Origin of the sequence: Nocardioides sp., assembly GCF_036503465.1 — a bacterium.
Taxonomy (GTDB): domain Bacteria; phylum Actinomycetota; class Actinomycetes; order Propionibacteriales; family Nocardioidaceae; genus Nocardioides.
Genome location: NZ_DASXWU010000086.1, coordinates 45711 through 72176, shown reverse-complemented (window position 1 = coordinate 72176; position 26466 = coordinate 45711). Strand labels below are relative to the sequence as shown.

Genomic DNA, 26466 nt, shown 5'->3' with positions numbered 1-26466 from the left:
ACGGAGACCTGCGAACCGTCGGCGAGGGTGCCGCGGATCGTGATCAGGTTGCGGTGGTCGGGGCTCTCGGCCTCGGCGACCAGGCGTACGGCGGTGCCGCGCTCGGCGGCGAGCAGGGGCGCGTTGACGTAGGTCACGGGGTCCTCGACGACGTCGGTGAAGACTCCCTTGAGGGCGGCCAGCTCGAGCACCTTCACGTCGTACTCGGTGATCTCGCCGCGGACCTCGACGTCGATCTGCTGGGCGACCTCGCCGGCCAGGGCGGTGAAGACCCGCCCGAGCTTCTCGGTCAGAGGAATGCCGGGACGGACGTCCTCGGCGATCACGCCACCCTGGACGTTGACCGCGTCGGGGACCAGCTCGCCGGAGAGCGCCAGCCGGACCGACTTCGCGACCGCGATCCCGGCCTTCTCCTGCGCCTCGTCGGTGGACGCACCGAGGTGGGGCGTGGCGACGACGTTCTCCAGCTCGAACAGCGGGCTGTCGGTGCACGGCTCCTTGGCGTAGACGTCGACCCCGGCCGCCGCGATCCGGCCCTCCTTGAGGGCGGCGTACAGCGCGGCCTCGTCGACGATGCCGCCACGCGCGGCGTTGACGAGCACCAGGCTCGGCTTGGCCTTGGCGAGCTCGTCGGCACCGATCAGCCCGACCGTCTCGGGCGTCTTCGGCAGGTGCACGCTGATGAAGTCCGACTCGGCGAGCAGGGTGTCGAGGTCGACGAGCCGGACACCCATCTGCGCGGCCCGGCCGGCCTGGACGTAGGGGTCGTGGGCGATGACGTTCATCCCGAACGCCGCCAGCCGCTGGGCGACCAGGACCCCGATCCGGCCCAGGCCGACGATGCCGACGGTCTTCTCGAAGAGCTCGATGCCGGTGAACTTCGACCGCTTCCACTCGCCGTTGCGCAGCGACGCGTGCGCCGGGCTGAGGTGACGGGCTGCCGCGAGCAGCAGGGCGATCGCGAGCTCGGCGGCGCTGACGATGTTGGAGGTCGGTGCGTTGACGACCATCACGCCGGACTGGGTGGCGGCCCGGACGTCGACGTTGTCGAGGCCGACGCCGGCGCGCGCGACGACCTTCAACCGCCCCGCGGCGGCCAGGGCCTCGCCGTCGACCTTGGTGGCGGAGCGGACCAGGATCGCGTCCACGTCGGCGATCGCGGACAGCAGCTCGGCGCGGTCGGCGCCGTTGCAGTGCCTGATCTCGAAGTCGGGGCCGAGAGCCTCCACGGTGGCGGGGCTGAGCTCCTCGGCGATCAGTACGACGGGCTTGCTCACAGCGTTGGTGTCCTCAGGTTCGAAGGTCTGGAGGGGCGGAGCCTGACTGCTCCCGCACGACGCTGTGCCCGGTCGACTCTACCGGACCGGCAGCAGGCTCCCGAGACCGTCCGGATAGAGAGGCAGCGTGTCGTCGTCACCGTCGACCGGCGCCGCGATCGGCCGCCACTCGACCCACATCGGCACACCCACGTCGTCGTACCACCCGCCCTCGGGCGGCACCACGTCGCCCTCCGCCAGATGTCCGGCGTACACGAAGACGACCTCGTGGCCCTGCTCGCCGTCGTAGGTGAAGATGTTCTCGACGACGCCGAGGAGCCGGTGCTCGACGAGCGTCGCGTGCAGCTCCTCCGCCACCTCGCGGACGACGGCCTCGACCGCGCGCTCGCCGAGCTCGACGCCGCCGCCGATCAGGCGGTGGAACCGGCGACCGCCGTCCGGGTCCTCACCGACGAGGACGGCGTGATGGGTGCCGGCGGCGTTGGGCAGGTAGACCATCGCCTTGACCCGGATGGACGAGCGGTCGAGCATCCGGCGAGTGTGCCACGTGCGACGGGTCGGCTCAGTCGCAGCCGTCGGGGCCGCACACGTCACCTGTGGCCCCGGCCACCACCGAGACCGGTGCGGGACGGGTGGCCTCCCAGACCTGCTGCAGCACCCGGCCGAACACCTCGGTCGGCTGGGCCCCGGACACGGCGTACTTGCCCTCGAGGACGAAGAACGGCACGCCTGTCGCGCCGTAATCCACAGCCCGGGCGACGTCGGCTTGTACCGCGTCGCCGTACTCCTGGCCGGCGAGCACCTCGTCCACGCGCTCGCCGTCGAGCCCTGCCGCGACGGCGACCTCACGCAGGACGGCGTGGTCGGACGGGTCGCGCGCCTCCTCGAAGTACGCCGACATCAACGCCTCCTTGACCCGCGCCTGGACCTCGGGGCCGTGCTCGGCCAGCGCGAGGTGCAGGACCCGGTGGGCGTCGACGGTGTTGGCGTGAGGGGTCTCGGCGAGGCGGAACTCCAGGCCCTCGTCGGCGGCCTGCCGGCGTACGTGCTCCTGCATCGCCGCGACCCGCTCGGCTCCGCCGTACTTCCGCGCCAGCGACGCGGTGACGGTCTCGCCACTCATCACCGGGGCGGACGGGTCGAGCTCGAAGGAGCGGTAGGTCACCCCCACCTCGTGCGGGAAGTCCGCCAGCGCCTTCTCGAACCGCCGCTTCCCGATGTAGCACCACGGGCACACGACGTCGGACCAGATCTCGATCTTCACGTGAAACTTCAACCACTCGTTCCGGGGAGTTCTTCCCTCGAGTGGTTGCCGCCGCGAGGATTGCCGGGCTCGACCGGTGGGGTTATCTTGGGGTTATATCAATCGAGGCGAGGGATCAGCTGATGTCACCGAAGATCAACGTCTACCTTCCCGACGACCTGGCCGGCGAGGTCAAGGCGTCCGGAATCCCGGTGTCGGCCGTGTGCCAGCAGGCACTCGCCGATGCCGTCGCCCGGGCCGGCACCGGCCGGTCGGCGCCGCTGCCACCGAACCCGGGCGAGGACCTGTCCAGGAACTTCACCAAGCGCGCGTACGGCGTGCTGAGCGACGCCGACAAGGCGGCGGAGGCAGCCGGCGAGAAGCCGACGACCGTGGACCTGATGGCCGCCATCGTGGACTCGAACGGGCTGGCGGTCACCGTGCTCTCCGCCGCGGACATCGTCCCGGAGGATGCCGTCGACGAGCTGCGCGGCCGCGCGAGGAGCGGGGGCAGCGCGGAACCACTCGAGACGGTGGCCGAGCGCGCCGTCGAGCAGGCGCGCGGGCTCGGGCACTCCTACGTGGGCACCGAGCATCTCCTCCTCGCGATCACGGCGGGCTCGCGGAACGAGCTCGCCGCGAAGACCCTGCGAGACATGGGGATGACCCACGAGCGCGCGCTCCAGGGCGTGGTGACCGCGCTGTCGGCCTACGAGTACGCCCGGGAGACCCTCACCTTCAGCGGTATCTCGGCCCCCATCCGGGCAGCCCTCGAGGACATCCGGTCGCGGCTGGCCCGTCTGGAGGACCGTCCCGTCAGCGGACCGTGACCACCAGCTCGCCGTGCGGGATCGAGATCCACCCGTCCGGATCGGCGGCCCACGCCAGCCAAGCCGCCGCGAAGGTCCGCAGGTCCTCGCGGCTCGCGCGGCCCTCGCGCACCAGCTGCTCGGCGAGCGCCGAGTCGGTCACCCGGTCGGCCCACATCCCGCCCCACCACGCCCGGGTCTCGGGGGTGGCGAAGCACCAGGTGCTCGACGTCGCCGCCACGTCGCGGAGGCCGGCGGCATGTGCCCAGGCCAGGAGGTGGCGGCCGGCGTCGGGTTCCCCGCCGTTCGCCCGGGCCGCGTCGCGGTAGAGGCTCAGCCAGTCGTCGAGTGCGGGCAGCCGCGGGTACCACGCGAACGCGGCGTAGTCGCTGTCGCGTACGCCGACGACACCGCCGGGCCTGGTCACCCGGGCCATCTCGCGCAGCGCCGCCACCGGATCGGCGACGTGCTGCAGCACCTGATGCGCATGGACCACGTCGAACGAGTCTTCCGCCAGGTCCAGCATCTGCACGTCCCCGACCCTCACGTCGGCATTCGTGACTCCCTGACGATCGAGCTCGTCCCGGGTCAGGGCCGCGGCTCGATCGTCGATCTCCACTGCCACGACCTCGCGCACCCGCCGGGCCAGGTCCGCCGTGATCGTCCCCGGACCCGAGCCGACGTCGAGGAGCCGGTGATCCGTGTCCAGGTGCGGGAGCAGGTACGCCGCGCTGTTCGCGGCGGTGCGCGCCCGGTGCGACCGCAGGACGCTCTCGGCGTGCCCGTGGGTGTACGTCACCCGGTTCAGCGCTCCAGCGGCACCCCGGGGACGGGGTCGGGGAGCAGGTCCTCGAGCCTGAGGTCGAGCACGCGGCACAACGACAGCAACGTCGACAGCCTCGGGTTGAGCGGGGTGCCCGGACGCGACTCCCCCTTCTCGAACTTCTGGTAGGTGTACGACGCGATGCCGGCCAGGTGCGCCGTACGCTCCTGACTCAGCCCGGCGCGTTCCCGAGCGCGCTGGAGGCGGATCCCGATGTCCCGACCGAACTCGTCCCAGGTCGGCTCTCGCCGTCGTTGAGCAGCCACCCCCTGATTGTGGCCGCAGCGCGCCGGCGCATGGTCATATCGATGTGGCAATTCTCAGGTGATCCTCCCGTCTGTGGACAGCCGTCGTATCGCTCGCCGGGATGTCGGACATCGCCTCTACGGTGCGTCACGGGGTCAGGGAACGACGGGGGAAGGACATGGCTGAGCCGAGGAACGACAAGCAACCCACACCCGATGAGTGCCCGGGGTGGTGCGCGCGCCGGCACCTGCAGGAGGACCACCCCGAGGACCGGCTGCACCAGAGCCCACCGATCCACGCCGTGCTGATGACCGGGCCTTCATGGCTCCCTCACGACGCCGCACACCGAGCCAGCCCGGTCGTCGCGCGACTCGTGCAGCACACCGACTCTTCGGAGGCCTGGCTGGAGGTGACCAGCGAGGAGGACGGCGCGGTCAGGCTCGCGGTGACCCCCGAGTCCGGCCGCCGACTGGTCGCCCTGCTCGACTCCCTGCTCGAGATGCTGCGCGCCTGACCCCATGCGACCGTTCTCCACAGCTCGCTCAAACCATCTATACATGGCCATCTTGGTATGTCATCATCGATCCGGCGGAGATCGGCTCCGCTCACTGCTCGGGAAGGAGCTCGTTCGATGATCACGAAGAGGCGCCCCCGGCTCAGGCACCTGCTGACCGCCATGGTGGCGGGCCTGCTCCTGGTGCTCGCGAGCCCCACCACGGCCTCGGCCATGCACGGCGACCGAGTGCCGAAGGCCAAGTCCCGGATCCTCGGCTCCCACCTCACCAACCACCGCACCCACGTGGAGACCTGGATCGTCGGGTACTACCCCTATCGCCGCCTCGTGCGGGTCCACCACCGCTGGCGGGCGAAGACTTTCTACGGCCTCCGGATCTCCGCCCAGCACTGCGACGATCGCCACTGCTGGGGTCGTGTCGTCGAGGGCAAGCTCTGGTCGCCGCACCAGCCCGGCCGGCGCGTGCCAGGTTCGCGGATGGTCACGTCGGCCACTCCACCGCGCAACGACTTCTGCATCTCCGGCACGACGTCCTGCGCTGCCCCGTGGAACTGGGTCACCCGTTTCATCGACACCCGACAGCGGCGCCTGGTCCAGCTGTACGTCGACCCGTGCGCGAAAGGCTCGCTCGCCGGCGCGGGAGTGATCGCCTCCAAGGACCTGTCCGCCCGGATCCTCCTCGAGGGCGGGGTGATCACCGCGGCCAAGGCGGCGACCATCTTCGAGGGACCGGCGGGGATGGCCCTGGGAGCGCTCGCGGGATGCATGGCGGGCGAGGGCAGCGGAGGCTGGCGCACCGTGCGGGCGCTGGTGAGCCACCTCAACCCGTTCGACCGCGAGATCGCACCCCGTGGATAGGACCCGTCTCCAGCGGCTGCGGTCGAGCCGACGGACGCTCGAGATCGTCTCCTGGACGATCGGCGTCCTCACCGTGCTCGTCGCCTGGCTGGCGCTCCGGATGATCGGGCACCAGCTCGGGTGGACGTGGCCCTGAGAGCCCGGACCCACCGCTTGGCGGGCGTCAGCGCGTGGCTGTGCCTTCGGTGTAGTCACTGTCGTGCGACTTGACCCAGGCCATCAGCTTGCGCAGCTCACGGCCGGTGGCCTCGATCGGGTGTTGCTCGCCCTTGGCGCGCAACGCTGCGAACTCGGGGCCACCGGCGTCCTGGTCGTCGATGAACCGCTGTGCGAACGAGCCGTCCTTGATCTTGGCCAGGACCTGCACCATGTTCTCCTTGACGTGCTCGTCGATGACCAAGGGCCCGGAGACGTAGTCGCCGTACTCGGCCGTGTCGGAGACCGACCAGCGCTGCTTGGCGATGCCGCCCTCGTACATGAGGTCGACGATCAGCTTCAGCTCGTGCAGGCACTCGAAGTAGGCGACCTCGGGCTGGTAGCCGGCCTCGGTGAGCACCTCGAAGCCGTACTGGACCAGCTGCGACGCGCCGCCGCAGAGGACGGCCTGCTCGCCGAACAGGTCGGTCTCGGTCTCCTCGGTGAACGTCGTGCGGATGCCGCCGGCCCGCAGGCCTCCGATCGCCTTGGCGTAGGCCAGGGCGACGTCCCAGGCCTTCCCCGACGCGTCCTTCTCCACCGCGACGAGCACGGGTACGCCGCGCCCGTCGACGTACTCACGCCGGACCAGGTGCCCGGGCCCCTTCGGGGCGATCATGATCACGTCGACGCCGTCGGGTGGGTCGATGTAGCCGAACCGGATGTTGAACCCGTGCCCGAAGACGAGCGTGTCGCCGGGAGTGATGTTCGGCTCGATCGCCTCGGCGTACAGCTTCCGCTGGGCGGGGTCGGGCGCGAGGACGACGATGACGTCGGACTCCTCGACCGCCTCCCCGGGCGTCAGGACGCGCAGGCCCTCGGCCTCCGCCTTGGCCCGCGACTTCGAGCCCTCGGGCAGGCCGACCCGCACGTCGACGCCGGAGTCGCGCAGCGAGAGAGCGTGCGCGTGGCCCTGGCTGCCGTAGCCGAGCACCGCGACGTTCTTGCCCTGGATCACGGACAGGTCGGCGTCGTCGTCGTAGAACATCTGGGCCACGGTGGTGTCTCCTTCTTCGTCCCTGCGGACTTCGTGGGGGTCTTGCGTCACTTCGTGTGGGAAATCTGGGGGTCGACACGTGCCGAATTCCCCGCCTGGGCGAGGAATTCGCCGCTACCCCACCGCGGTCGGCACCGCGATCGGGCGGGGCGTGCGTTCGCTGATCGAGCGCGACCCGCGACCGATCGCCACCATCCCCGACTGCACCAGCTCGCGGATCCCGAACGGCTCGAGCACCTGCCGGAAGTCGCCGAGCTTGTCGGCGTTGCCGGTCACCTCGATCGTCACCGCGTCCGGTGCGACGTCGACGACCTTCGCCCGGAACAGCTGGACGACGTCGAGCACCTGACCCCGGGTGGCGGCGTCGGCGCGCACCTTGACCAGCATCAGCTCGCGGTTGACCGAGAGCGGCCCGTCGAGCTCGACGATCTTGATCACCTCGACCAGCTTGTTGAGCTGCTTGGTGACCTGCTCCAGCGGCGAGTCCTCGACGTTGACGACGATGGTCATCCGCGAGATCTCCTCGTGCTCGGTCGGGCCGACCGCGAGCGACTCGATGTTGAACCCCCGGCGGCTGAACAGCCCGGCGATGCGGGCCAGGACACCCGGCTTGTTCTCCACGAGCACGGACAGGGTGTGGGTACTCATGTCAGGTCGTCCCCGTCGAACTGGGGCGCCAGGTCGCGCGCGTACTTGATGTCGTCGTTGCTCGTGCCGGCGGCGACCATCGGCCAGACCATGGCGTCGCGGTGCACCCGGAAGTCCACCACGACGGGCCGGTCGTCGATCGCCATCGCCTTCTCGATGGTGGCATCCACGTCGTCAGGGGACTCGCAGGCCAGGCCTTCGCAGCCGTAGGCGTCGGCGAGCTTCACGAAGTCCGGGATCCGCGCACCCGGGGGCTCCGCCCCCGGGTGCCCCCGGGGAACCACTTGGAGATCGGTGTTGGAGTAGCGCTCGTTGTAGAAGAGCGTCTGCCACTGGCGCACCATGCCGAGCGACTCGTTGTTGATGATCGCGACCTTGATCGGGATGTCGTTGATGGCACAGGTCGCGAGCTCCTGGTTGGTCATCTGGAAGCAGCCGTCACCGTCGACGGCCCACACCGTGGCCTCAGGGCGGCCGACCTTCGCGCCCATCGCGGCCGGCACGGCGTACCCCATGGTGCCGAGGCCGCCGGAGTTGATCCAGGTGCGGGGATGCTCGAAGTCGATGAAGTGCGCGGCCCACATCTGGTGCTGACCGACACCGCCGCAGTAGACGGTCTCGGGGCCGGCGATCGCGCTGAGCCGCTCGAGGACGTACTGCGGGGCGAGGCTGCCGTCCGCGGGCTGGTCGTAGGCGACCGGATAGCGCTGCTTGATGCCGCTCAGGTAGTCGACCCACTGCTCGTAGTCCCCGGTCCGGCCGGCGGCGGCCTCCGTGCGCAACAGGGTGGTCAGGTCGGCGATCACCTCACGGCAGTCGCCCACGATCGGGACGTCCGCGACGCGGTTCTTGCCGATCTCGGCCGGGTCGATGTCGGCGTGGATCACCAGCGCGCCGGGCGCGAAGGAGTCGAGGTTGCCGGTGACCCGGTCGTCGAACCGCGCGCCGAGACTGATGATCAGGTCGCTGCGCTGGAGACCCGCGACGGCCGCGACGGTACCGTGCATGCCGGGCATCCCGAGGTGCTGCGGGTGGCTGTCGGGCAGGGCCCCGCGGGCCATCAGCGTGGTAACGACCGGGATCCCGGTCAGGGTCGCCAGCTCGAGCAGCTCGCGCGAGGCGCCGGCCCGGATCGTGCCACCGCCGACGTAGAGCACCGGTCGCCTGGCCTCGAGCATCAGCCGCACGGCCTCCTTGATCTGCTTGGCGTGCGGCCGGGTGATCGGACGGTAGCCGGGCAGGTGGAGCTCGCTCGGCCAGTCGTACGTCGTGGCGGCCTGCAGCGCGGACTTCGCCACGTCGACGAGCACCGGCCCGGGGCGGCCGGTCGCGGCGATGTGGAAGGCCTCGGCGATCGTGCGCGGGATGTCGGCCGGGTCGGTGACCAGGAAGTTGTGCTTGGTGACCGGCATCGTGATCCCGCGGATGTCGGCCTCCTGGAACGCATCCGTGCCGATCGAGCTGGCGCCGACCTGGCCGGTGATCGCGACGATCGGCACCGAGTCCATGTGTGCGTCGGCCAGCGGGGTGACCAGGTTGGTGGCACCAGGGCCCGAGGTCGCCATGCAGACGCCCACGCGGCCGGTCGCGGCGGCGTATCCCTGGGCGGCGTGGCCGGCGCCCTGCTCGTGGCGGACCAGGATGTGCCTGATCGAGGAGTCCATCAGCGGGTCGTACGCCGGCAGGATGGCTCCGCCGGGAATGCCGAAGATGTCGCGGGTGCCGGCCGCCTCCAGCGACCTGATCAAGCTCTGGGCCCCCGTCATCGCCGCGCCCGCCTGCCCTGTCGTCACCGGGTCATCACCGGAGTCATCACCGTGTCCTGTCTGTGCTCTGCCGGCTGAGCCGACCGTGCCGTCTGCATGGGGGGAACAAAAAGCCCCTCGGCCGGGACGGCGAGGGGCGACGCGAGGGAGGAGCCTGGGCTCAACCCGCGCGTCGGGTGGGTACGAGGAGCGTCTTGCGCATGGCTCCACGCTCCCGGTCCCGCTTCTCCGCCGTCAAGCCAGTGTGCCAGCCGTCCCGGATGCTGGTACGCCGGTCCCACGTCGTGGCCGGCCGGGCTCCGGCAGCCCGCGAACCGCCGCGTCGGTCAGCCGAGCTGGGAGGGGTCGGCCGTGACGCCGAGGTCCTGTGCCGCGGCGCTGGTCTGCTTGGCCAGGTCCACGTCCCGCGAGGTGATGCCGGAGACGTCGTGGCTCACCGTGGTCACCTTCACGTACGGGTAGCGCAGGTCGACGTCCGGGTGGTGGTTCGCCTCCTCGGCGAGCGCACCGATCCGGTTGACGAGCGCCAGCCCGGTCGCGAAGTCCCCGGTGGCGAAGTGTGCGTGCAGAGCTCCGTCCAGCAGTCGCCAGTCAGGGATGCCGGCGGCCTCGACGTCGTCGGCGGAGAGGGTGTCGCGAGCAGTCATGCCACCACCCTGCACCCACCCCGCACTCGCGCGCGAGGATCGGGCGCGTCAGAAGCTCTCGAAGATGCTCCGCACCTGCTCGAACCCGCGCTCGACCTCGTCGTACGACGTCGACAGCGGCGACAGGCCGATCCGGAGACCGCCGGGGTCCCGATAGTCGGGCAGCACCTCGCGCTCCCAGAGCGCGTCCACGACCTCGCGCATCCGCCGGTGACGCAGGGTCACGTGTCCACCGCGCCGCTCCGGGTCGCGCGGCGAGGCCAGGGTCACGCCGTACGGCGTGAGGTGCTCGTCGGCGAGGTCCACGGCGTACGACGTGAGCTGCTCGGACTTCTTCCGCGCGGCGTCGGGGCCGGCCTCGTCGATCAGGGCGACCATGTCCTGGATCGCGAGCATCCCGACCACCGCGGGCGTCCCGGAAAGGAACCGGCCCACGCCGGTCGCCGGCACGTAGTTCGGGCCCATCAGCATCGGGTCCGTGTTCCCGATCCAGCCCTGGATCGGCTGCGTCATCGACTCCTGGTGACGCTCGGCGACGTAGCAGATCGCTGGAGATCCGGGACCACCGTTGAGGTACTTGTAGGTGCATCCGGCCGCCAGGTCGACGCCCCACGCGTCCAGCTCGGCGGGCACCGCACCCACGGAGTGGCAGAGGTCCCACAGCACCAGGGCACCGGCGTCGTGGGCCACCTCGGTGATCGCCGGCACGTCCGCGATCCAGGCCGACCGGTAGGAGACGTGGCTCAACGCCACCAGGGCCGTCTGCTCCCCCACGGCCGCGGCGACCTGGTCGACGGTCGCGCCGGCGCTGGTGTCCACGTCGATCCACCGGACGGTCAGGCCACACTCGGCGGCTACGCCCATCGCGAGGTAGCGGTCGGTCGGGAAGTTGTCACGGTCGATGACGATCTCGGTGCGCCCGGGCCGCGCGGCCACGGCGGCTCGCATCAACTTGTAGATCAGCACCGTCGTCGAGTCGCCTACCACGACCTGGCCCGGGGCGGCACCCAGGCAGACCCGGCCGAGCTCGTTGCCGAGGGTGAACGGCAGCTCGAACCAGCCTTCGTCCCAGCCCCGGATGAGGCGACCGCCCCACTCGTCCTGCATGAAGGCTCGCATCCGGTCGACGGTGACCTTCAGCGGGCGGCCGAGCGAGTTGCCGTCGAGGTAGACCAGCGACGGGTCGGTGCCGACGAACCGGTCGCGCAACGGAGCCAGCGGGTCGGCGTCATCCAGGGCATGCCTCATGCCTGCAGTCTCACGCATGGCCGGTCGAGGCGTCACAACCCACCCCGACAGATGATGCCGGATCCGGCCGGTGTTCCTACCTTGGCAAAGGTGTCGGCAAATCGGCCGGCACGGCCGGCCCAGCCGGCCCACTGGGGAGGGACTCCCATGAAACTCGGAAGCAAGGGAAGAACCACGATCGGGCTGTCACTCATCGTGACGCTAGCCATGACAGCAATGATGATGCTCTACGCCGGAGGCTCACCCGCCAACTCCGCGACCGGTCAGGGAGCCGGCGCGGGATCCGGCTCGTTCACCAGGATCGCCCACGACGCACAGGGGTTCGCGAAGTCGAAGATCGTCGGCGAGACAAGGGGGGGCAAACGGGTCACCGGCTACTTCATCCCCCTGGGATTCTCCAAGCACAACGGCCACCTGAGAGCTCGTGGCCTGATCGACGGGGTAATCCACAACGGCGACGGGACCTCACGGACGTTCCAGGCGGTGCGCACCGTCCGCGTGAAGACGATGGACGGCGTGAGGCCGGGCGCGGCCAGGACAGGCGCTGGCGCCCAGGCGACGTGCGACATCCTGCACCTCGTGCTGGGGCCGCTCGACCTGAACCTGCTGGGGCTCAAGGTGCATCTCGACCGGGTCGTCCTGAACATCGTCGCGCAGTCCGGGGCAGGCCAGCTCCTCGGCAACCTGCTCTGCGCCGTCGCGCACCTGCTCGACAGCGGCGGGACGCTTTCACAGCTGCTCACGAAGCTCGGAATGATCTTGGACCAGCTGCTGATGGGTGTCTGACCCTCTCCGCACCAACACAGGGGCAGCCGGGTGATCCGGCTGCCCCTGTCGCGCCCGCGGGTCCTCTACGCTCCTTGCCGTGAGAGCCGCCCGGGCCTGGCACCTGCTGACCGCGGCGGTCGCACTGGCCGCCCTCGTGCTCCAGGTGGTCCTCGTGATCCGGGGTGGCCGGGTGCTCGAAGAGGTACGTCCGCCGTCGATGCCGGTGCGCGTGCTGCGGTTCGTCGCGTACTTCACCGTCCAGAGCAACGTGCTGGTGCTGGTCTCGGCGGCCACCCTCGCCCGCGACCCCGAGCACGCCGGCCGGAGGTTCGGCGTGGTCCGGACCGCCGCGATGACCGGCATCGTCGTCACCGGCCTCGTGCACTGGCTCCTGCTGCGGCCGCTGCTCCACCTGCACGGCGCCGACCTGGTGGCCGACAAGCTGCTGCATCTGGTCGTCCCAGTCCTCGCGCTGGTCGGGTGGCTGGTGTTCGGACCCCGTCCACGGATGAGCCGGCGGACCAGTCTCCGGGCCACGCTCTGGCCGGTGGCGTGGCTGGTCGTGATCCTCGCGGAGGGCGTAGCGACCGGCTGGTACCCCTATCCCTTCCTCGACCACCGCGAGCACGGGTGGGACCACGTGGCGGTGGTCTGTGCCGGGATCCTCGTGCTGTGGTTCGCGCTGCTGTACGCGGGCCGGGCCTGGGACCGCCGGATGGCGCCGGCCCCGAGGCCTGCCACCGGTCTGGCCGAGGTCACTGGTAGCTGACGAAGCTCACCGCCGGCCGGATCCGGCGTACCTGTGCAGGCGTGAACCGGTGGACGTCCCAGTGGTAGAAGAGCTTGAAGCCCTGCCGGAACTGCCGCGGCCTGGTGATCGCGTGATAGGTCGCGAGCTTCTGGTCCCGGGTGCCGAACCCGTCGGCGTGCTGCACCATTGCCAGCCCCGGCCGGTGCACGATCCTGGCGATGTCGGGAAGCATGGTCAGTCGGAACTGGTGCAGCACGAACAGCTTCTCGGGAAGACCCTCGCGACGGACCAGCCGTGACAGCCACAGCGAGGTGCGGTTCACCTCGGCCGCGCGGACCGAGCCGACCACGGAGGCCGGCACCTGGTGCGGACCCATCCGCCACTCCGGGTCGAGGGCCAGACCGACCCAGGGCTTCCTCAGCGCCCACGTCCACCGCTTGGCGACCACCGGGAACGGCGAGCGGCCCGTCTGGATGTCCAGCAGGAGCAGGGCCCCGTTCCGATGCGCCACCTGCAGGTACTGCTCGACCAGGCTGCGGGGGATGTCGTGGCTGTAGTCGCGATCAGGGCCGGGTGACCGGTCGGCGACGGTGACGATCAGCTCGTAGACGGGCTGGATGTGCTCCCCCGGCTCGCGGAAGGGCCGGGCCGCGCGCACCAGCCGCCGCTGCATCGTCTCGGGGTCGGTCGCGCCGAGCACGCCCATCGCACCGGTCTGGGCGGTGCCGTAGTAGGCGACCAGGAAGCGGTGGTCGCCGAAGATCCGGTAGCCGCCACCGGGCAGCTGCGGCTTGGGGGCGATCGCCGGGGCCGCCGGCACGACGTACGACGGTGGGCCGGTCGGAACTGCCGGCTGGGGGACCTCGGCCGGGTGCGAGGGGTCGACCGAGCTGCGGGCCTCGAGAGACTCGGTGGGCGCCGCCGCGCTGGCAGGAGAGGCGTCGTCACCGAGTTGTCCGACGATGCCGGCGAGGAGGAGGAAGACGACGATCCCGACCAAGGTCAGGGACAGCGGTGAGGCCCAGCTCGACCACGTGCGTGACCGCAGGCGGGATCGCAGGTCCGGGCTCACCACGTCACTGTGACGCCTGAGCGTGTAGCGGAGTTGTCGGCGCGCTGGAGACTCGTCACCGGGCGGCGGCACGGATGGCGGCCGGGTCGACCACGAGGGTCGGGTCCGTCATCGCGCCCAGCAGCCGGCCGTCGGTCCTGGTCGCGGGACCGTCCCGCAGGTCGGCGACCAGGCAGGTGACGTTGTCGCGGCCGCCGGCGGCCAAGGCCAGCTCGACGAGGGCGTGCGCAGCCTCGTCCGGATCCTCCGTGCCCAGAGCGCGGACGATCTCGACCTCGGGCACGAAGTCGGTCAGGCCGTCGCTGCACAGCAGCAGCCGGTCCCCGACGACCAGGTCGAGCTCGCGCAAGGTGGGCTCGACCGGCTCATCGCCGTTCACGGAGCGGAGAACGACGTTGCGGTAGGGATGGCTGGGGACCTGTTCCGGCGCGAGCTCACCCTTGTCGACCAGCAGCTGCACAAGGGTCTGGTCGGTCGAGAGCCGGCCGAGCTCACCGTCGCGAAGCAGGTAGGCGCGCGAGTCCCCCACCTGCACCAGAGTCCCCCGGTCGCCGCGGATCAGGACGGCCGTGAGCGTGGTGGCCATGCCGTGTCGTGCGTCGTCGTCACGAGCACCTCGCTGCAGCTCGCGGTGGGCGGTCGCGACCGCCTCGGCCAGGAGGGTCGGACCGTCCTGGTCCGGCCGGCCCATCGCCAGCGCGGTCACGACGTACGTCGTGGTGGCCGCAGCCACCTCGCCGGCGGCCGCTCCGCCGACACCGTCGGCCACCAGCTGGAGATACGGCCCCGCGAAACCCGCGTCCTCGTTGTGCTCGCGGACCAGGCCGACGTGAGAAGCGGCACCGTAGGCGAAGCGCAGCATCGGCGGTAGCTCCTTCCCGGCGGACGAGCCCTGGGACGACCCCGGTCGGCGAAAGGTTGTCGGCGCCGGACCCGCCGACCGGGAGAGTGTCGCGCATGGAAGCCCGATCCGCAGCCCTGGGTCGTGCTCGGGAGCACGCGGTGCCCGCCGGAGCGGCTTGACATCGGGTGTCGCCGCGCTCGGCCCCCCGCGGTTGGATGTCGGGATGTTCCCCTCGCTCGTGCACCCGCCCAAGGCCTCGCCCGGTGACAAGGTCGCGATCGTCTCGCCGTCGTTCGCGGCGCCCGCGGTGGCTCCGGCGGTGCACGAGCAGGCCATGGAACGGATCCGCGACGTCCTAGGGCTCGAGCCGGTGGAGTACCCGACCACTCGTCGGCTCGGGGCCACGCCCGAGGACCGCGCCGCCGACCTGAACGCCGCGTTCGCCGACCCCGAGATCAGGGCGGTGCTGGCGACGATCGGCGGCGACGACCAGATCACGGTGATCCCCCGTCTCGACGCGGACCTGGTGCGCGCCGACCCCAAGCCCTTCCTCGGGACCAGCGACAACACCAACCTCCTCTGCTGGCTCTGGACGCAGGGGGTCGCCGCCTTCCACGGCGGCTCGACGCAGATCCACATCGGCGCCGGGCCGGCCCTCGACGACGTGCACCTCCGGTCGTTGCGGGCCGCGCTCCTCGACGCCGGACGGCTGGAGATCACCGAGCCCGGCGAGTCCGAGGACTTCGGCGTCGACTGGCACGACCCGGCCGCCCTCACCTCGTACGGCGACCGCGAGCAGACCGAACCCTGGACCTGGGCCGGCCCGGAGCGGACGGTCACCGGTCCGACCTGGGGCGGGTGCATCGAGGTCCTGCAGTGGATGCTGGCCGCCGGCCGCTTCCCCGCGGATCCCGCTGTGCTCGACGGGGCCGTGCTGCTGCTGGAGTCGTCGGAGGACCTGATCCCTGCATCCGAGTTCGGCTTCATCACGCGATCACTCGGCGAGCGAGGCCTGCTCGCCGCCGTCGACGCGGTGGTGGTCGGCCGCCCTCCGGCGTCGACCCGTGAGAGCCGGCCGGAGGCGGGCCGCCGGGCAGCCCACCGGGCGGAGCAGTGCGACGCCGCGGTCGAGCAGGTCCGGCGCTACAACCCGGACGCGGTCGTGGTGGTGGGCGTGCCCTTCGGGCACACGAGGCCGCAGTGGATCCTGCCCCACGGCGGCACGATGACCGTGGATGCCCGCCAGCAGAGGGTGTGGGCCGACTTCGACTGACACCCCTGGGGCCCACGGCGGGACCGGGCGCAGGGCGGATTCATCCTCGCGACGGATGCCTCGACCGGAGCAGGCGACGTACCGTCCCGGCGAGGACACACGGGGGTTCCCCGGCGTGTCCGGACCTCCGTGCCACATCACACAGGAGGCGACATGCACATCACGTTGAAAGTCCTGACCGGGGCCGCCGCTGCCACGATCCTCGGTCTGAGCACCTGGGCACCGGCCCAGGCCGATCCGGCCGGCGCCCGGGACTCGCTGCAGCTCCAGGTCACCTGCGACAACGGGCAGACCTACGACGTCGTGACCAACGGCAACGGCGCCTGGACGCCGGCCCATGACCTGAACAGCACGGCTGTGCTGATCCCGGTCGCGTTCGGGGAACAGACGTTCTCGGTCTACGACCCCGACGGCAACCTGATCGACCAGGAGACCGTTCCGGCCAGCGCGAAGACGGGCGCGTCCGCCCACAACGGGCACGCCACCGTGAACTGCTCGTTCGCGGGCTCCACGACGGCTCCCGATGGATCGACGTTCATGATCTCGGGGACGGTCACCGGGTTCGTCACGCCGTGACGCTCCGGCGGCCGCTGCACTGTCGGGACCTCGCGGTCCCGGCAGTGCAGTTCCGGCGACCTGCCACGGCAGGGCCTCCCGGCTGGCTACGGTGAGGGTCGTGCCGTGGTTCAGGAAGTCATCAGCTGAGGGACCCGCACCGGAGGCGACCCCGGGCGCCACGGAGACGACGCCTCCTGCGGTCGAGCGGCTGACCGAGGACGAGGTCGAGTGGGTGCGCGCGACGATCGCCGAGCTCGCCGAGCAGGGCGTGCGCCTCGGTGACATCGACGATCTCGGCCGCCACTACGACGAGCTCCTCGAGGGCTGGCTCCGTCTCCGCGAGGCGGACCGGCCGGAGCCGAGCGGGGTCCTCGACCAGATCGGCCTCGCCTTCGGCCAGCACCTCGCCGACCACACCGGCCTGGAGTGGTGTGTGGCCACCGATGCGCAGGGAGTCACCATCGCGCTGCACCGGCCACGCACACCGGGCCGGGTGCTGTTGTTCCCCGTCGACATGGTCAGCAAGCGCTGGGCCGCGCAGGAGACGCGTGTATTACCCGCCCTCGCGCGGGCCACCATCGACGCCGTGCTGCAGATCCCCTGACGGGAGCAGCCGGACGATCAGCCGCAGACCGCCCCGTGGGCCGCGGACTGCACGATCCGGACGTACTTCGCGAGCACGCCGCGGGTGTACTTCGGGGGCAGGGGCTCCCACCCGTCGCGGCGCGACTCCCAGTCGTCGAGCTGCTCGACGTCGAGGGAGCGGTTCGCGACGTCCAGGGTGATCCGGTCACCGTCACGCAGGAACGCGATCGGGCCGCCGTCGGCCGCCTCGGGCGCGATGTGGCCCACGCACAGGCCCGTCGTACCGCCGGAGAAGCGACCGTCGGTGATCAGCAGCACGTCCTTGCCGAGGCCGGCGCCCTTGATCGCACCCGTGATCGCCAGCATCTCGCGCATCCCGGGCCCGCCCTTGGGGCCCTCATATCGGATCACGACGGCGTCGCCGGCCGCGATCGCGCCCGCCGACAGCGCGTCCAGCGCGGCTCGCTCGCCGTCGAAGACGCGGGCCGTCCCGGTGAACGTCGAGTCGTCGAAGCCGGCCGTCTTCACCACGGCTCCGTCGGGGGCCAGCGATCCCTTCAGGATCGTCAGCCCGCCGGTCCGGTGGATCGGCCGGTCGAGTGACCGCAGCACGTCGTCGTCCAGCCCGGGTGGGCCTAGCTCCTCGAGGTTCTCCGCCATCGTCTTCCCGGTCACGGTCAGCACGTCGCCGTGCATCAAACCGGCGTCCAGCAACGCTTTCATCACCACCGGGATGCCGCCGACCTTGTCGACGTCGTTCATCACATAGCGGCCGAACGGCTTGAGGTCGCCGAGGTGCGGCACCTTGTCGCCGATCCGGTTGAAGTCGTCGATCGTCAGGTCGACGTCGGCCTCGCGGGCCATCGCCAGCAGGTGGAGGACGGCGTTCGTCGAGCCACCGAGTGCCATCACCACGGTGATCGCGTTCTCGAACGCTCCGCGGGTCATCACCTGACGCGCGGTGATGCCCTGCCGGAGCAGGTTGACCACGGCCTCCCCGGACCGGTGGGCGAAGCCGTCCCGGCGCCGGTCGACGGCCGGCGGCGCCGCCGAGCCCGGGAGGCTCATCCCGATCGCCTCGCCGACGGCGGCCATGGTGTTGGCGGTGAACATGCCGCCGCAGGCGCCCTCGCCGGGGCAGATGGCGCGCTCGATCCGGTCGACCTCGTCGCGGCTGATCGTCCCGGCCAGGCAGGCGCCCACCGCCTCGAAGGCATCGACGACGGTGACGTCACGCCCGTCGATGCGGCCGGGCATGATCGACCCGGCGTACAGGAACACGGCGGCGAGGTCGAGCCGCGCCGCCGCCATCATCATCCCGGGCAGGCTCTTGTCGCAGCCGGCCAGCAGCACCGACCCGTCGAGCCGCTCGGCCATCATCACCGTCTCGACGGAGTCCGCGATGACCTCGCGGCTGACCAGTGAGAAATGCATCCCCTCGTGGCCCATCGCGATCCCGTCGGAGACCGAGATCGTGCCGAACTCGAGCGGGTAGCCACCGGCGGCGTGCACGCCGTTCTTCACCGCCTGCGCCAGCCGCTGGAGCGAGAGGTTGCAGGGCGTGATCTCGTTCCAGCTCGAGGCGACGCCGATCTGCGGCTTGGCGAAGTCCTCGTCCCGCATCCCGACGGCCCGCAGCATGCCGCGGGCGGCGGTCTTCTCCAGCCCGTCGGTGACGTCGCGGGAGCGAGGCTTGAGGTCCGGCGTACTCATGGTCCGACCCTAGTGCCGCGCGCGTTGCCCGCCGGGCGGCGTCCGGGGTACGAAGGAAGGAGCAGCAGAGACCTCGGAAGTCGGCGGGAGGAGGAGAGCCGTGGCCGAGAACCAGCAGGAACCCGATCAGGAGGCGGAGCAGGAGCCGGAGTCCGAGCGGATCACCCGGACCGACAGCGGAGTCGAGATCTTCATCGAGGACGCGGGCGGCCGGGAGCTGCACGACCCCGCCGAGAGACCGCCCGAGGCCGAGGTCCGGGAGATCGAGGAGGAGCGGACGCGTCGGCTCGATGCCAAGAACCGGCCGGAGAACGCAGAGGTCGACAACACGCACCGGGTGTTCGACCCCGAGGTCGGGATGTTCACCGACAGCAACGGGTACGACGCGAGGAACCGCCGCTACGCCCTCGACCCGAAGCGCGGCGGCTGACCACCCGCTCCTTCCGGATCACGGCCCGACCGGCCCAGCCGGCGCCTCAGATGGCGGCGGCGCGCACCACGCAGATGTCGGGCAGACCCTGGTGGATCTCCGCCCAGGTCCGGCCGGCGTCCGGCGAGGCCCAGACCCCGCCGTTGCGGCCACCGAAGTACAGCCCGTGCGTGTCGTGGGTGTCGACGCACATCGCGTCGCGCATCACCGCCACGAAGTAGTCGTCGGGCAGACTGCCGTCGCCGAGCGCGGACCAGCTCTTGCCGCGGTCGGACGAACGCCAGACTCGCGCGTGCCCTTCGACGGGCCAACGGCCGCCGGCATCGCTCAACGGGAACGCGTAGACGGTGTCGGGGTCGTGGGGGTGCACCACGATCGGGAAGCCGAACTCAGAAGGCAGCCCGGGAGCGATGTCGTGCCAGGTGCCGCCGCCGTCCTCGGAGCGGTAGACGCCGCCGTGGTTCTGCATGTAGAGCAGGTCGGGCATCTCGGCGTGCCGAGCAACCTTGTGCACGCACTGGCCGAACTCCGGGTAGGTCCGGTCTCCGGGGAAGAACTCCGCCTTCACGCCGGTGTTGGAGGGGTACCACGACTCACCGCCGTCATCGGTGCGGTAGACGCCGCCGGTCGAGATCGCCGCGAGCACCTTCGCGGGATCCGACGGGTGGGGCAGGATCGTGTGGAAGGCCTGGCCCCCGAATCCAGCGTTCCACTCGGGGCGCTGGGGGTGGTCCCAGAGGCCGCGCTCGAGCTCGAAGGTCTCCCCGCGGTCGGTGGACTTGAAGATCGCGCCGGGCTCGGTGCCGGCGTACACCACGTCGTCGCCGACGCCCGGCACCAGCTGCCAGACGCGCGCCAGCGAGACGCCGGTGTCCTCCGGGAAGCGGACGGCGCCGTTCGGCGTCTCCTGCCACGTCTCGCCGAGGTCGTCCGAGCGCCACACCTGCGGGCCGAGCCAGCTCGAGCTCGCGCCGGCGAGCAGCCGCGGCGTGTCCCCGCGGGTGTCGATGAGGCAGGAGTAGACCTCCTCCATCGGGAAGTGCGGTCCGGTCCAGCTCCACTCACGGCGGGACTCGTCGGAACGCCCGATCCAGAGGCCCTTGCGGGTGCCGACCATCACCAAGGTGTCGCTCATGTCGATGCTTCCCTTCGCTTGTCGACCCCTCGTGTTCCTAATTGGAAGAGTAGTCTGGTCGTGCGATGAGTCAAGACCCGTCAACCCGGACTCCGGACCTCCCGGTCACGTCGTACGCCCTGCTCGGTCTGCTGACCTTCGGTGACGAGCTGACCGGCTACGAGCTCAAGCAGCGCGCCGACAACACCCTGCGGTTCTACTGGGTGGCTCCGGCGATGAGCCAGATCTACAGCGAGCTCGCGCGGCTGACCGATCACGGGTACGTCGAGCCGGTCACGACGCAGGGCGAGGGGCGGCGCACGACGTCGTACCGGATCACGGCCCTGGGATCTCGCGCGTTGCGCTCCTGGATCGAGGGCTCACAGGTCGGTTTCCCCACCCTCAAGCACACGGTGTGCCTGCGCCTGCTCGTCGGGCACGCGTCGAACCCGGAGCGGATGCGCGAGCTGCTCGAGGAGTACGCCGCGGAGCTGACGGACGCACTGAGCGACCTGCGACAGGTGCGGGCCTCGCTGCGTGGCGCGGACGCCCCCGGTGAGCCCTTCCACTACCCGTCGATCGTCGCCGACTGGGGACTGGACTACTACGCCGCCGAGAGCCGGCACGCACGACGGGCCCTGGCCCGCCTGGCCGCTGCCCCACGCTGACCCGGCGCTTCGCCACGCCGTACGACGCCGACCCGGCAGAAGATGCGCCGGCTCGGCGCCCCACCCGGCACAACTTCTGCCTGGTCAGCGCTGGATAGGTTGCGGGGGTGCTGTCGAGGGTCCCGCCGGTGTGGTTGGTGGTCGCCGGGATCGCGTCGGTGCAGTTCGGGGCGGGCATCGCGAAGAGCCTGTTCGACGACGCCGCGCCGCTGACCCTGGTCTGGCTCCGGCTGGCGACGAGTGCGGTGGTCCTGGCCGCGGTCGTGCGCCCGACCCTGCATAGGCGTACGCCGGAGGACTGGCGGGTGGCGGTCGCGTTCGGCGTCGTGCTCGGGACGATGAACGCCGCGATCTACGAGTCGTTCGCACGCATCCCGCTGGGGATCGCGGTCACCATCGAGTTCCTGGGGCCGCTGGGGCTGGCCGTCGCCGGCAGTCGACGAGCCCGCGACCTGGTCTGGGTCGCTCTCGCCGCGGTCGGCGTCGGGCTGCTGGGCGTCGAGCGCGGGGACCTCACCGTGGCCGGGGTCGCCTTCGCGCTGCTCGCGGCGGTGTCGTGGACGGCGTACATCCTGCTCAGCGCGAGCACCGGTCGGCGGTGGCCGGGTCTGGACGGACTGACCGTGGCGAGCGTCGTCGCGACCGTGATGATGGCGCCGATCCTGGCCGCGTTCTCCGGCCGCGGCATCACCGATCCGCGCGTGGTCGTCCTCGGCGCGCTGGTCGGCCTGCTCAGCTCGGTGATCCCCTACTCGTGCGAGATCACCGCGCTCCGGACGATCCGGCCCTCGGTGTTCGGCATCCTGATGAGCCTCGAGCCGGCCGCGGCCGCGCTCGCGGGCATCGTGGTCGTCCACGAGTTCCTGTCCGCACTCCAGTGGCTCGCGGTCGTCTGCGTGATCGCGGCGAGCGTCGGTGCCACCCGATCCGAGTCGCGGCTCGCAGCACCCGTGCCTGACTGATGGCGAGACCTCACGCCCGCGGGCTGACCTCCGCGTCGTCCGCCTGGTGGGGTACTGGAGCTTCCGCCGGGGCGGACGACCCGACCTGAGGCGAGGCGGCGATCACCCCGTTGACGACGACGCGCCGGGCGGCGCGGCGCAAGGTGGTGAGGACGGCCGGACCCAGCACGACGATCGCCACGGCGTTGGTGACTGCGCGGCCGGTGTCGAACGACCCGGTCGAGGTGATCAGCGTGTACGCCAGGAAACGGTGCAGGTTCTCCGACAACGGGTCACCGGGCACGAACGCGAGCCCGGTGTGGCCCGGTACGGCGACCCCGAGCACGAAGGGCCACGACGAGAGGTTCAGCAGCAGACCGTAGGCGTACGCCGCCACCACGCCGTACGCCGCCAGCATCGCGACCTCGGCACGTCCGCCGACCTTCCGTGGCAGCAGCCCGGCCCCCATCCCGACCCATGCCGAGACCAGCATCTGGAAAGGAAGCCACGGCCCCACGCCCCCGGTCAGCAGCGCGGACGCGAACAACGACGTGCACCCGAGGACGAAGCCGAACCCTGGCCCGAACACCCGTCCGGCGAGGATCAGCAGGAAGAACACCAGCTCCACGCCGGCTGTGCCGGGCGAGAGGCCTCGCAGCACCGCGTTCACCGCAGACAGCACACCGAGCACAGCCAGAACCCGTGGGTCGAGCCCGCCCTCGGTGACCTCGGCCAGTGCCACCACGATCACGACCGGTAGCAGCGCCAGGAACACGAACGGCGGGCCGACCTGCCCGCCGGAGGAGTCGCGGACCAGCAGTGGCCACATCAGCATCATCAGGCCGGCGAGCGAGGCCACACCCAGCACCAGGGCCGAACGCCGGGAGAGCGGGACCGCGCGGCTCACGACGGCACCTCCGAGACGCGCAGCCATCCGGGACCGAGGATCTTGGTCACCTGCGGCGCGAACGCCGGCGAGGCGGCCAGCACCTCGCGGGTCGGGCCCTCCGACACGACCTCACCCTCGGCCAGCACCACGACCGCATCGGCCGCCTGGGCCGCGAACTCGACGTCGTGCGTCGCCACCATCACCGCGTGCCCGTCGTCGGCCAGCCGCCGGAGAACGTCGGCGAGCTCGCCCTTCGCCGGGTAGTCGAGGCCTCGCGTCGGCTCGTCCAGCAGCAGCACCGGTGGCGAGGTCACCAGCACGACCGCGAGCGCTAGAGCGAGTCGTTGGCCCTCCGACAGGTCGCGCGGATGCGCCTCGTCCGGTACGCCGGGCACGAGCCGGTCGAGCAGCTTCCGGCACTCCCCCGAGCCCGGGCGACCGGAACCGGCGTCTGCGGCCGCGCACTCGTCCGCCACGGACTCCAGGTAGAGCAGGTCCGACGCCGTCTGCGGGACCAGCCCCACCAGCTCGCGCCGTCGCCCGGCCGGTTCACCGGCGGGGTCGACGTCGCGGACGGAGACCTTGCCTGACCGGCGCGCGCGGGTCCCCTGGAGGGTCCACAGCAGGGTCGACTTGCCGGAGCCGTTGCGGCCCATCAGGGCGGTGACGCTGCCGGGTCGCAGGCGCACCGACACCTCGCGCAGAGCGACCGCTCCGCCACGGACCACGGTCAGATCGTCACTCTCGAGCACCGGCGCCTCGCCGGACGCCGGCGCCACGGCGGGCGGCTCGCCGAGGTCGAGCCCGCGCGCGAACCGCCTCGCGTCGCGGACGGTCATCGGCATCGGCGACCAGTCGAGGGCCCGGCTCAGCTCGACGATCGGGGGTACGACGGGTGAGGACCTGAGCAGGTCGGCCGGCGCACCGGCCCGCACCGTCCCGTCACCGGGCAGCAGCACCATGCGGTCGGCGAACGGCACGACCCGCTCGAGCCGGTGCTCGGCCATCACCACGGACACCCCGAGGTCGTGGACGAGGCGGGCCAGCGTGGCCAGCACCTCCTCCGCCGCCGTCGGATCGAGCGCGGACGTCGGTTCGTCGAGGACGAGCACTCGCGGGTGCATGGTCAGCACCGACCCGATCGCCACCCGCTGCTGCTCGCCACCGGAGAGGGTGCGCAGGTCGCGCGACCGGAGGGGAGCGATGCCGAGCAGGTCGAGGGTCTCCTCGACGCGGCGCCGCATCGTGTCGGCCGGCAGTCCGAGCTGCTCCATCCCGTAGGCGAGCTCCTCCTCCACGCTGTCGGTGACGAAGCCCGCGGCGGGGTCCTGCCCGACGTACCCCACGACGTGCGCACGCTCGCGCGGCGGCTTGTGGACGACGGACCGACCGTCGACGAGCACGTCGCCTGCCAGCGTGCCGCCGGAGAACCGCGGGACCAGCCCGGTGAGCACGCCGAGCAGCGTCGACTTGCCGACGCCGGTGCGGCCCGACACCAGCACCAGCTCCCCCTCGTCGATGGTCAGGTCGACGTCACGGAGAACGGCGGCCTCCGAGGGCCCGTCGTACCCGAATCGAAGCCGGCGGAGCTCGATCACAGCGTGCCCTCCGCGGCCGGCGCTGCCGCGTGCGGCCGCGGTGAGCACAGGGCGCCCGCGACCCCGACGACGACGGCCACGAGTCCCAGCAGGCTCAGCGTCGGCGCGACCGTGAGCGACGGGTACGCGATCGGAAGCTGGTGCCGCGACATCCACCATCCGGCGACGCCGACCAGGACGCCCGAGGCGGCCACGGCCAGCTCTGGCCACCGCCAGCGGTCCGGCCGGTAGCGGCTGCGCGCCACGCGTCGTCCGGCGAGGCGGACCGCCACCACGGACACCACGACGCCGAGTGCCAGCATGGGTCGGCCCAGCCAGGCCGGGGTCGTCCGGTCGAGTCCGCCGTACACGCCGACGGCCACTGCGCACAGCCCGAGCAGCATCAGTCCACCGGTGGTACGTCGTTCGCGCGGCGTCGCCCCGGACGCGCGGCCGTAGCCGCGGGTGTCCATCCCGGCCGCCAGCGACAGCGATCGTTCCAGGGCGTCTTCGAGCACCGGGACCAGCAGCCGACGCAACCCGCGCACACGGCCGGTGTCACCGCCTCGCAGGGTCTGCGCGGCTCGAACCCGCCGGACGCTGTCGGCCAGCTGCGGCAGCACCGTCACTGCGACGACCAGGGCACTGCCGATCTCGTAGAGCGCCGGCGGCAGGGAGCGCAGCAGTCGCTTGGGGTTCGCCAGCGCGTTGGCGGACCCGACGCAGATCACGATCGCCGCGAGCCGGAGTCCGTCGTACAGCCCGGCCAGCAGCGACTCCTGGGTGACCGGCCCGAGCAGGCGCAGGCCGAGGGTCCAGTGCGGCAGCGGGATCTGCGGGAGATGCAGCAGCACGCGGCCTCCGTCGCCACCGCCGAGCAGGATTCGGAAAACGACCCGGAGCAGGACGATGGCGACGCCGAGCCACAGATAGAGACGGAACGAGTCCGCCCACGGCTGGGCGCTGCGCCGGGCCGCCACCGCCAGGCAGGCGACCCCGATCAAAAGGAGCAGCAGGTAGGGGTTGGTGGTGAACGACGCCGCCGCCGCCAGCCCGAGCGCCCACAGCCACCACGCGACCGGATGGAGGTCGCGTGGCAGCCGTGCGGTCCCGAGCGTGCCGAGGCGGGCCCGCATCACGCGCCGCCGCTGCGTCTCCGGCGCGCCAGGACGACGGCGCCGCTACCGACGAACAGCACGGCGACGGCGATCGGCGCCACCCACCCGGGCAGGCCCCCCGAGCCCGAGGAGTCGGACTCCGTGGAGCCGGTTGGAGCGACACCTGCGAGGGGAGCGGCCGCCTCTGTGCGGTCCGGCGCGTGTGCAGAGGCCTTCGCCTTCGCTCTCTTCGAGGGCTGCGTGTGCTGATGCTTCCCGTGCCCGCCCGCTCGGGTGCGGCCCGACCGCGCATCCGCTGCGCTCGAGGTCGGGCTCGAGGCACCGGGTGCGGCCGAGGACGACGGAACCTGGCTGGGGGGTGACGAGCTCGGCTGCGGGGAGGCCGACGGCCGACTCGTCGGGCTCGGGGACGGCTGTGTCTCGTGGCGAGGGGCAGGTGCACCCGGTGGCACCTGGTCGTTCCCGCTCTGCCACGACATCGCGACCGACCCGCCCTCCGGCACCTTCAGCGAGCCGGCTCCCTGGGAGGAGAAGGACCACTTTCCCGTCTTCCCGTCGGTCCACCACAGCGACCAGTAGGCGTCGGCCGGCGGCGTGCGCTGGCACGACTCCTGGTCGGACGAGGGCTTTCCGTCGATGCGGCAGACGAACGCTTCTCCATTGACCGGGGTCAGCTTGAAGCCGACGTCCTGGAGCTGGTCCCAGGCGACCTCGCCGGCGCCGGCGCCGTCACAGCGCGTCTGGACGCCGCCACCGAGCTGGTGGAAGTCCACCACGACCGACACGCCGTGGGCGCTCGCACACGTCGCCGCCTGGGCGGGCTCCGACGCGCCGAGCCCCACCGTCGCGGCCGCGAGGACCGCGACGGTGAGGCGTACGACGAGCCGTGACACA

30 protein-coding genes are annotated in these 26466 nt (G+C 71.4%); 12 read left to right on the top strand and 18 right to left on the bottom strand.

Annotated elements, in window-relative coordinates:
* From serA to VGK78_RS15885, 3 genes are all read right to left on the bottom strand, one after another.
* On the bottom strand, nt 1-1277 hold a 1277-nt coding region (gene serA, locus VGK78_RS15895), incomplete at its 3' end, for a phosphoglycerate dehydrogenase (RefSeq protein ID WP_331528676.1).
* A 78-nt stretch (nt 1278-1355) separates the two neighbouring features.
* Nucleotides 1356-1808, bottom strand: coding sequence for an NUDIX hydrolase (locus VGK78_RS15890; protein WP_331528675.1), 453 nt, complete (start codon nt 1806-1808; stop codon nt 1356-1358).
* Between the two features lie 31 nt (nt 1809-1839).
* The gene (locus VGK78_RS15885) at nt 1840-2541 is read right to left on the bottom strand and encodes a DsbA family oxidoreductase (RefSeq protein WP_331528674.1); all 702 of its coding nucleotides are present in this window, start codon (nt 2539-2541) and stop codon (nt 1840-1842) included.
* A gap of 122 nt (nt 2542-2663) precedes the next feature.
* Here VGK78_RS15885 and VGK78_RS15880 point away from each other — a divergent pair, with 122 nt between their 5' ends.
* Nucleotides 2664-3350 (top strand): Clp protease N-terminal domain-containing protein, encoded by a 687-nt coding sequence (locus VGK78_RS15880; RefSeq protein ID WP_331528672.1) that lies wholly within the window; start codon nt 2664-2666, stop codon nt 3348-3350.
* On the opposite strand, the gene VGK78_RS15875 is transcribed toward VGK78_RS15880, so the two are convergent.
* Both VGK78_RS15875 and VGK78_RS15870 read right to left on the bottom strand, forming a co-directional pair.
* Complete coding sequence (locus VGK78_RS15875; RefSeq protein WP_331528671.1) at nt 3337-4128, bottom strand: class I SAM-dependent methyltransferase; 792 nt, start codon at nt 4126-4128, stop codon at nt 3337-3339. The genes VGK78_RS15880 and VGK78_RS15875 overlap by 14 nt on opposite strands.
* A 5-nt stretch (nt 4129-4133) precedes the next feature.
* The gene (locus tag VGK78_RS15870) at nt 4134-4418 is read right to left on the bottom strand and encodes a helix-turn-helix domain-containing protein (RefSeq protein WP_331528670.1); all 285 of its coding nucleotides are present in this window, start codon (nt 4416-4418) and stop codon (nt 4134-4136) included.
* A gap of 158 nt (nt 4419-4576) precedes the next feature.
* On the opposite strand from VGK78_RS15870, the gene VGK78_RS15865 reads away from it, so the two are divergent.
* From VGK78_RS15865 to VGK78_RS15855, 3 genes are all read left to right on the top strand, one after another.
* Nucleotides 4577-4912, top strand: a complete 336-nt coding sequence (locus tag VGK78_RS15865; protein ID WP_331528669.1) for a DUF6907 domain-containing protein — start codon at nt 4577-4579, stop codon at nt 4910-4912.
* 117 nt (nt 4913-5029) lie between these two features.
* Nucleotides 5030-5770 carry a hypothetical protein gene (locus VGK78_RS15860; RefSeq protein ID WP_331528668.1) on the top strand — a complete coding sequence of 247 codons (741 nt, stop codon included), beginning with the start codon at nt 5030-5032 and terminating at the stop codon, nt 5768-5770.
* Nucleotides 5763-5906, top strand: coding sequence for a hypothetical protein (locus VGK78_RS15855; RefSeq protein WP_331528667.1), 144 nt, complete (start codon nt 5763-5765; stop codon nt 5904-5906). The genes VGK78_RS15860 and VGK78_RS15855 overlap by 8 nt, the downstream gene beginning before the upstream one ends.
* Nucleotides 5907-5933: 27 nt before the next feature.
* On the opposite strand, the gene ilvC is transcribed toward VGK78_RS15855, so the two are convergent.
* From ilvC to VGK78_RS15830, 5 genes are all read right to left on the bottom strand, one after another.
* Nucleotides 5934-6962 (bottom strand): ketol-acid reductoisomerase, encoded by a 1029-nt coding sequence (gene ilvC / locus VGK78_RS15850; protein WP_331528666.1) that lies wholly within the window; start codon nt 6960-6962, stop codon nt 5934-5936.
* 114 nt (nt 6963-7076) lie between these two features.
* Nucleotides 7077-7610: an acetolactate synthase small subunit gene (gene ilvN, locus VGK78_RS15845; protein WP_331528665.1), complete on the bottom strand. Its 534-nt coding sequence runs from the start codon at nt 7608-7610 to the stop codon at nt 7077-7079.
* Nucleotides 7607-9376 carry an acetolactate synthase large subunit gene (locus tag VGK78_RS15840; RefSeq protein WP_414690699.1) on the bottom strand — a complete coding sequence of 590 codons (1770 nt, stop codon included), beginning with the start codon at nt 9374-9376 and terminating at the stop codon, nt 7607-7609. The genes ilvN and VGK78_RS15840 overlap by 4 nt, the downstream gene beginning before the upstream one ends.
* Before the next feature lie 326 nt (nt 9377-9702).
* On the bottom strand, nt 9703-10023 hold the full coding sequence (locus tag VGK78_RS15835; protein ID WP_331528663.1) for a 4a-hydroxytetrahydrobiopterin dehydratase: 321 nt from the start codon (nt 10021-10023) through the stop codon (nt 9703-9705).
* 48 nt (nt 10024-10071) lie between these two features.
* On the bottom strand, nt 10072-11271 hold the full coding sequence (locus VGK78_RS15830) for a kynureninase (RefSeq protein WP_331528662.1): 1200 nt from the start codon (nt 11269-11271) through the stop codon (nt 10072-10074).
* 207 nt (nt 11272-11478) lie between these two features.
* Between VGK78_RS15830 and VGK78_RS15825 the strand changes: the two genes are divergently transcribed.
* Nucleotides 11479-12057 carry a hypothetical protein gene (locus VGK78_RS15825; protein ID WP_331528661.1) on the top strand — a complete coding sequence of 193 codons (579 nt, stop codon included), beginning with the start codon at nt 11479-11481 and terminating at the stop codon, nt 12055-12057.
* 79 nt (nt 12058-12136) lie between these two features.
* A complete protein-coding gene (locus VGK78_RS15820; RefSeq protein WP_331528660.1) occupies nt 12137-12808 on the top strand; it encodes a Pr6Pr family membrane protein in 672 nt (223 codons plus the stop codon).
* On the opposite strand, the gene VGK78_RS15815 is transcribed toward VGK78_RS15820, so the two are convergent.
* Both VGK78_RS15815 and VGK78_RS15810 read right to left on the bottom strand, forming a co-directional pair.
* Nucleotides 12795-13862 carry a hypothetical protein gene (locus VGK78_RS15815; RefSeq protein WP_331528659.1) on the bottom strand — a complete coding sequence of 356 codons (1068 nt, stop codon included), beginning with the start codon at nt 13860-13862 and terminating at the stop codon, nt 12795-12797. The two genes, VGK78_RS15820 and VGK78_RS15815, sit on opposite strands and share 14 nt — an antisense overlap.
* Before the next feature lie 55 nt (nt 13863-13917).
* Nucleotides 13918-14724 (bottom strand): PP2C family protein-serine/threonine phosphatase, encoded by an 807-nt coding sequence (locus tag VGK78_RS15810; RefSeq protein WP_331528657.1) that lies wholly within the window; start codon nt 14722-14724, stop codon nt 13918-13920.
* A gap of 205 nt (nt 14725-14929) precedes the next feature.
* On the opposite strand from VGK78_RS15810, the gene VGK78_RS15805 reads away from it, so the two are divergent.
* From VGK78_RS15805 to VGK78_RS15795, 3 genes are all read left to right on the top strand, one after another.
* Nucleotides 14930-15979, top strand: a complete 1050-nt coding sequence (locus tag VGK78_RS15805) for a S66 family peptidase (RefSeq protein WP_331528655.1) — start codon at nt 14930-14932, stop codon at nt 15977-15979.
* A 153-nt stretch (nt 15980-16132) separates the two neighbouring features.
* Nucleotides 16133-16555 (top strand): hypothetical protein, encoded by a 423-nt coding sequence (locus tag VGK78_RS15800; protein ID WP_331528654.1) that lies wholly within the window; start codon nt 16133-16135, stop codon nt 16553-16555.
* 100 nt (nt 16556-16655) lie between these two features.
* Nucleotides 16656-17141: a DUF3806 domain-containing protein gene (locus VGK78_RS15795; RefSeq protein ID WP_331528653.1), complete on the top strand. Its 486-nt coding sequence runs from the start codon at nt 16656-16658 to the stop codon at nt 17139-17141.
* A gap of 17 nt (nt 17142-17158) precedes the next feature.
* On the opposite strand, the gene ilvD is transcribed toward VGK78_RS15795, so the two are convergent.
* Nucleotides 17159-18835, bottom strand: a complete 1677-nt coding sequence (ilvD, locus tag VGK78_RS15790; RefSeq protein ID WP_331528652.1) for a dihydroxy-acid dehydratase — start codon at nt 18833-18835, stop codon at nt 17159-17161.
* 100 nt (nt 18836-18935) lie between these two features.
* Here ilvD and VGK78_RS15785 point away from each other — a divergent pair, with 100 nt between their 5' ends.
* The gene (locus VGK78_RS15785) at nt 18936-19265 is read left to right on the top strand and encodes a hypothetical protein (RefSeq protein WP_331528651.1); all 330 of its coding nucleotides are present in this window, start codon (nt 18936-18938) and stop codon (nt 19263-19265) included.
* Nucleotides 19266-19311: 46 nt separating this feature from the next.
* Here the strand turns inward: VGK78_RS15785 and VGK78_RS15780 are convergent, their stop codons facing one another.
* Complete coding sequence (locus tag VGK78_RS15780) at nt 19312-20400, bottom strand: sialidase family protein (protein ID WP_331528650.1); 1089 nt, start codon at nt 20398-20400, stop codon at nt 19312-19314.
* Nucleotides 20401-20465: 65 nt separating this feature from the next.
* On the opposite strand from VGK78_RS15780, the gene VGK78_RS15775 reads away from it, so the two are divergent.
* Both VGK78_RS15775 and VGK78_RS15770 read left to right on the top strand, forming a co-directional pair.
* Nucleotides 20466-21047 carry a PadR family transcriptional regulator gene (locus VGK78_RS15775; RefSeq protein WP_331528649.1) on the top strand — a complete coding sequence of 194 codons (582 nt, stop codon included), beginning with the start codon at nt 20466-20468 and terminating at the stop codon, nt 21045-21047.
* Between the two features lie 107 nt (nt 21048-21154).
* Nucleotides 21155-22009, top strand: coding sequence for an EamA family transporter (locus VGK78_RS15770; RefSeq protein WP_331528648.1), 855 nt, complete (start codon nt 21155-21157; stop codon nt 22007-22009).
* Between the two features lie 10 nt (nt 22010-22019).
* Here the strand turns inward: VGK78_RS15770 and VGK78_RS15765 are convergent, their stop codons facing one another.
* Genes VGK78_RS15765 through VGK78_RS15750 form a run of 4 tightly spaced genes read right to left on the bottom strand, consistent with a single transcriptional unit; the run spans nt 22020 to nt 26465 of the window.
* The gene (locus tag VGK78_RS15765) at nt 22020-22895 is read right to left on the bottom strand and encodes an ECF transporter S component (RefSeq protein ID WP_331528646.1); all 876 of its coding nucleotides are present in this window, start codon (nt 22893-22895) and stop codon (nt 22020-22022) included.
* Entirely contained in the window at nt 22892-24475 is a 1584-nt protein-coding gene (locus VGK78_RS15760) for an ABC transporter ATP-binding protein (RefSeq protein ID WP_331528644.1), read from the bottom strand. Before VGK78_RS15760 ends, VGK78_RS15765 begins: the two co-directional genes overlap by 4 nt.
* Nucleotides 24472-25590: an energy-coupling factor transporter transmembrane component T family protein gene (locus VGK78_RS15755; RefSeq protein ID WP_331528677.1), complete on the bottom strand. Its 1119-nt coding sequence runs from the start codon at nt 25588-25590 to the stop codon at nt 24472-24474. Before VGK78_RS15755 ends, VGK78_RS15760 begins: the two co-directional genes overlap by 4 nt.
* Complete coding sequence (locus VGK78_RS15750) at nt 25590-26465, bottom strand: hypothetical protein (RefSeq protein ID WP_331528643.1); 876 nt, start codon at nt 26463-26465, stop codon at nt 25590-25592. Before VGK78_RS15750 ends, VGK78_RS15755 begins: the two co-directional genes overlap by 1 nt.
* Between the last annotated feature and the right edge of the window lies 1 nt (nt 26466).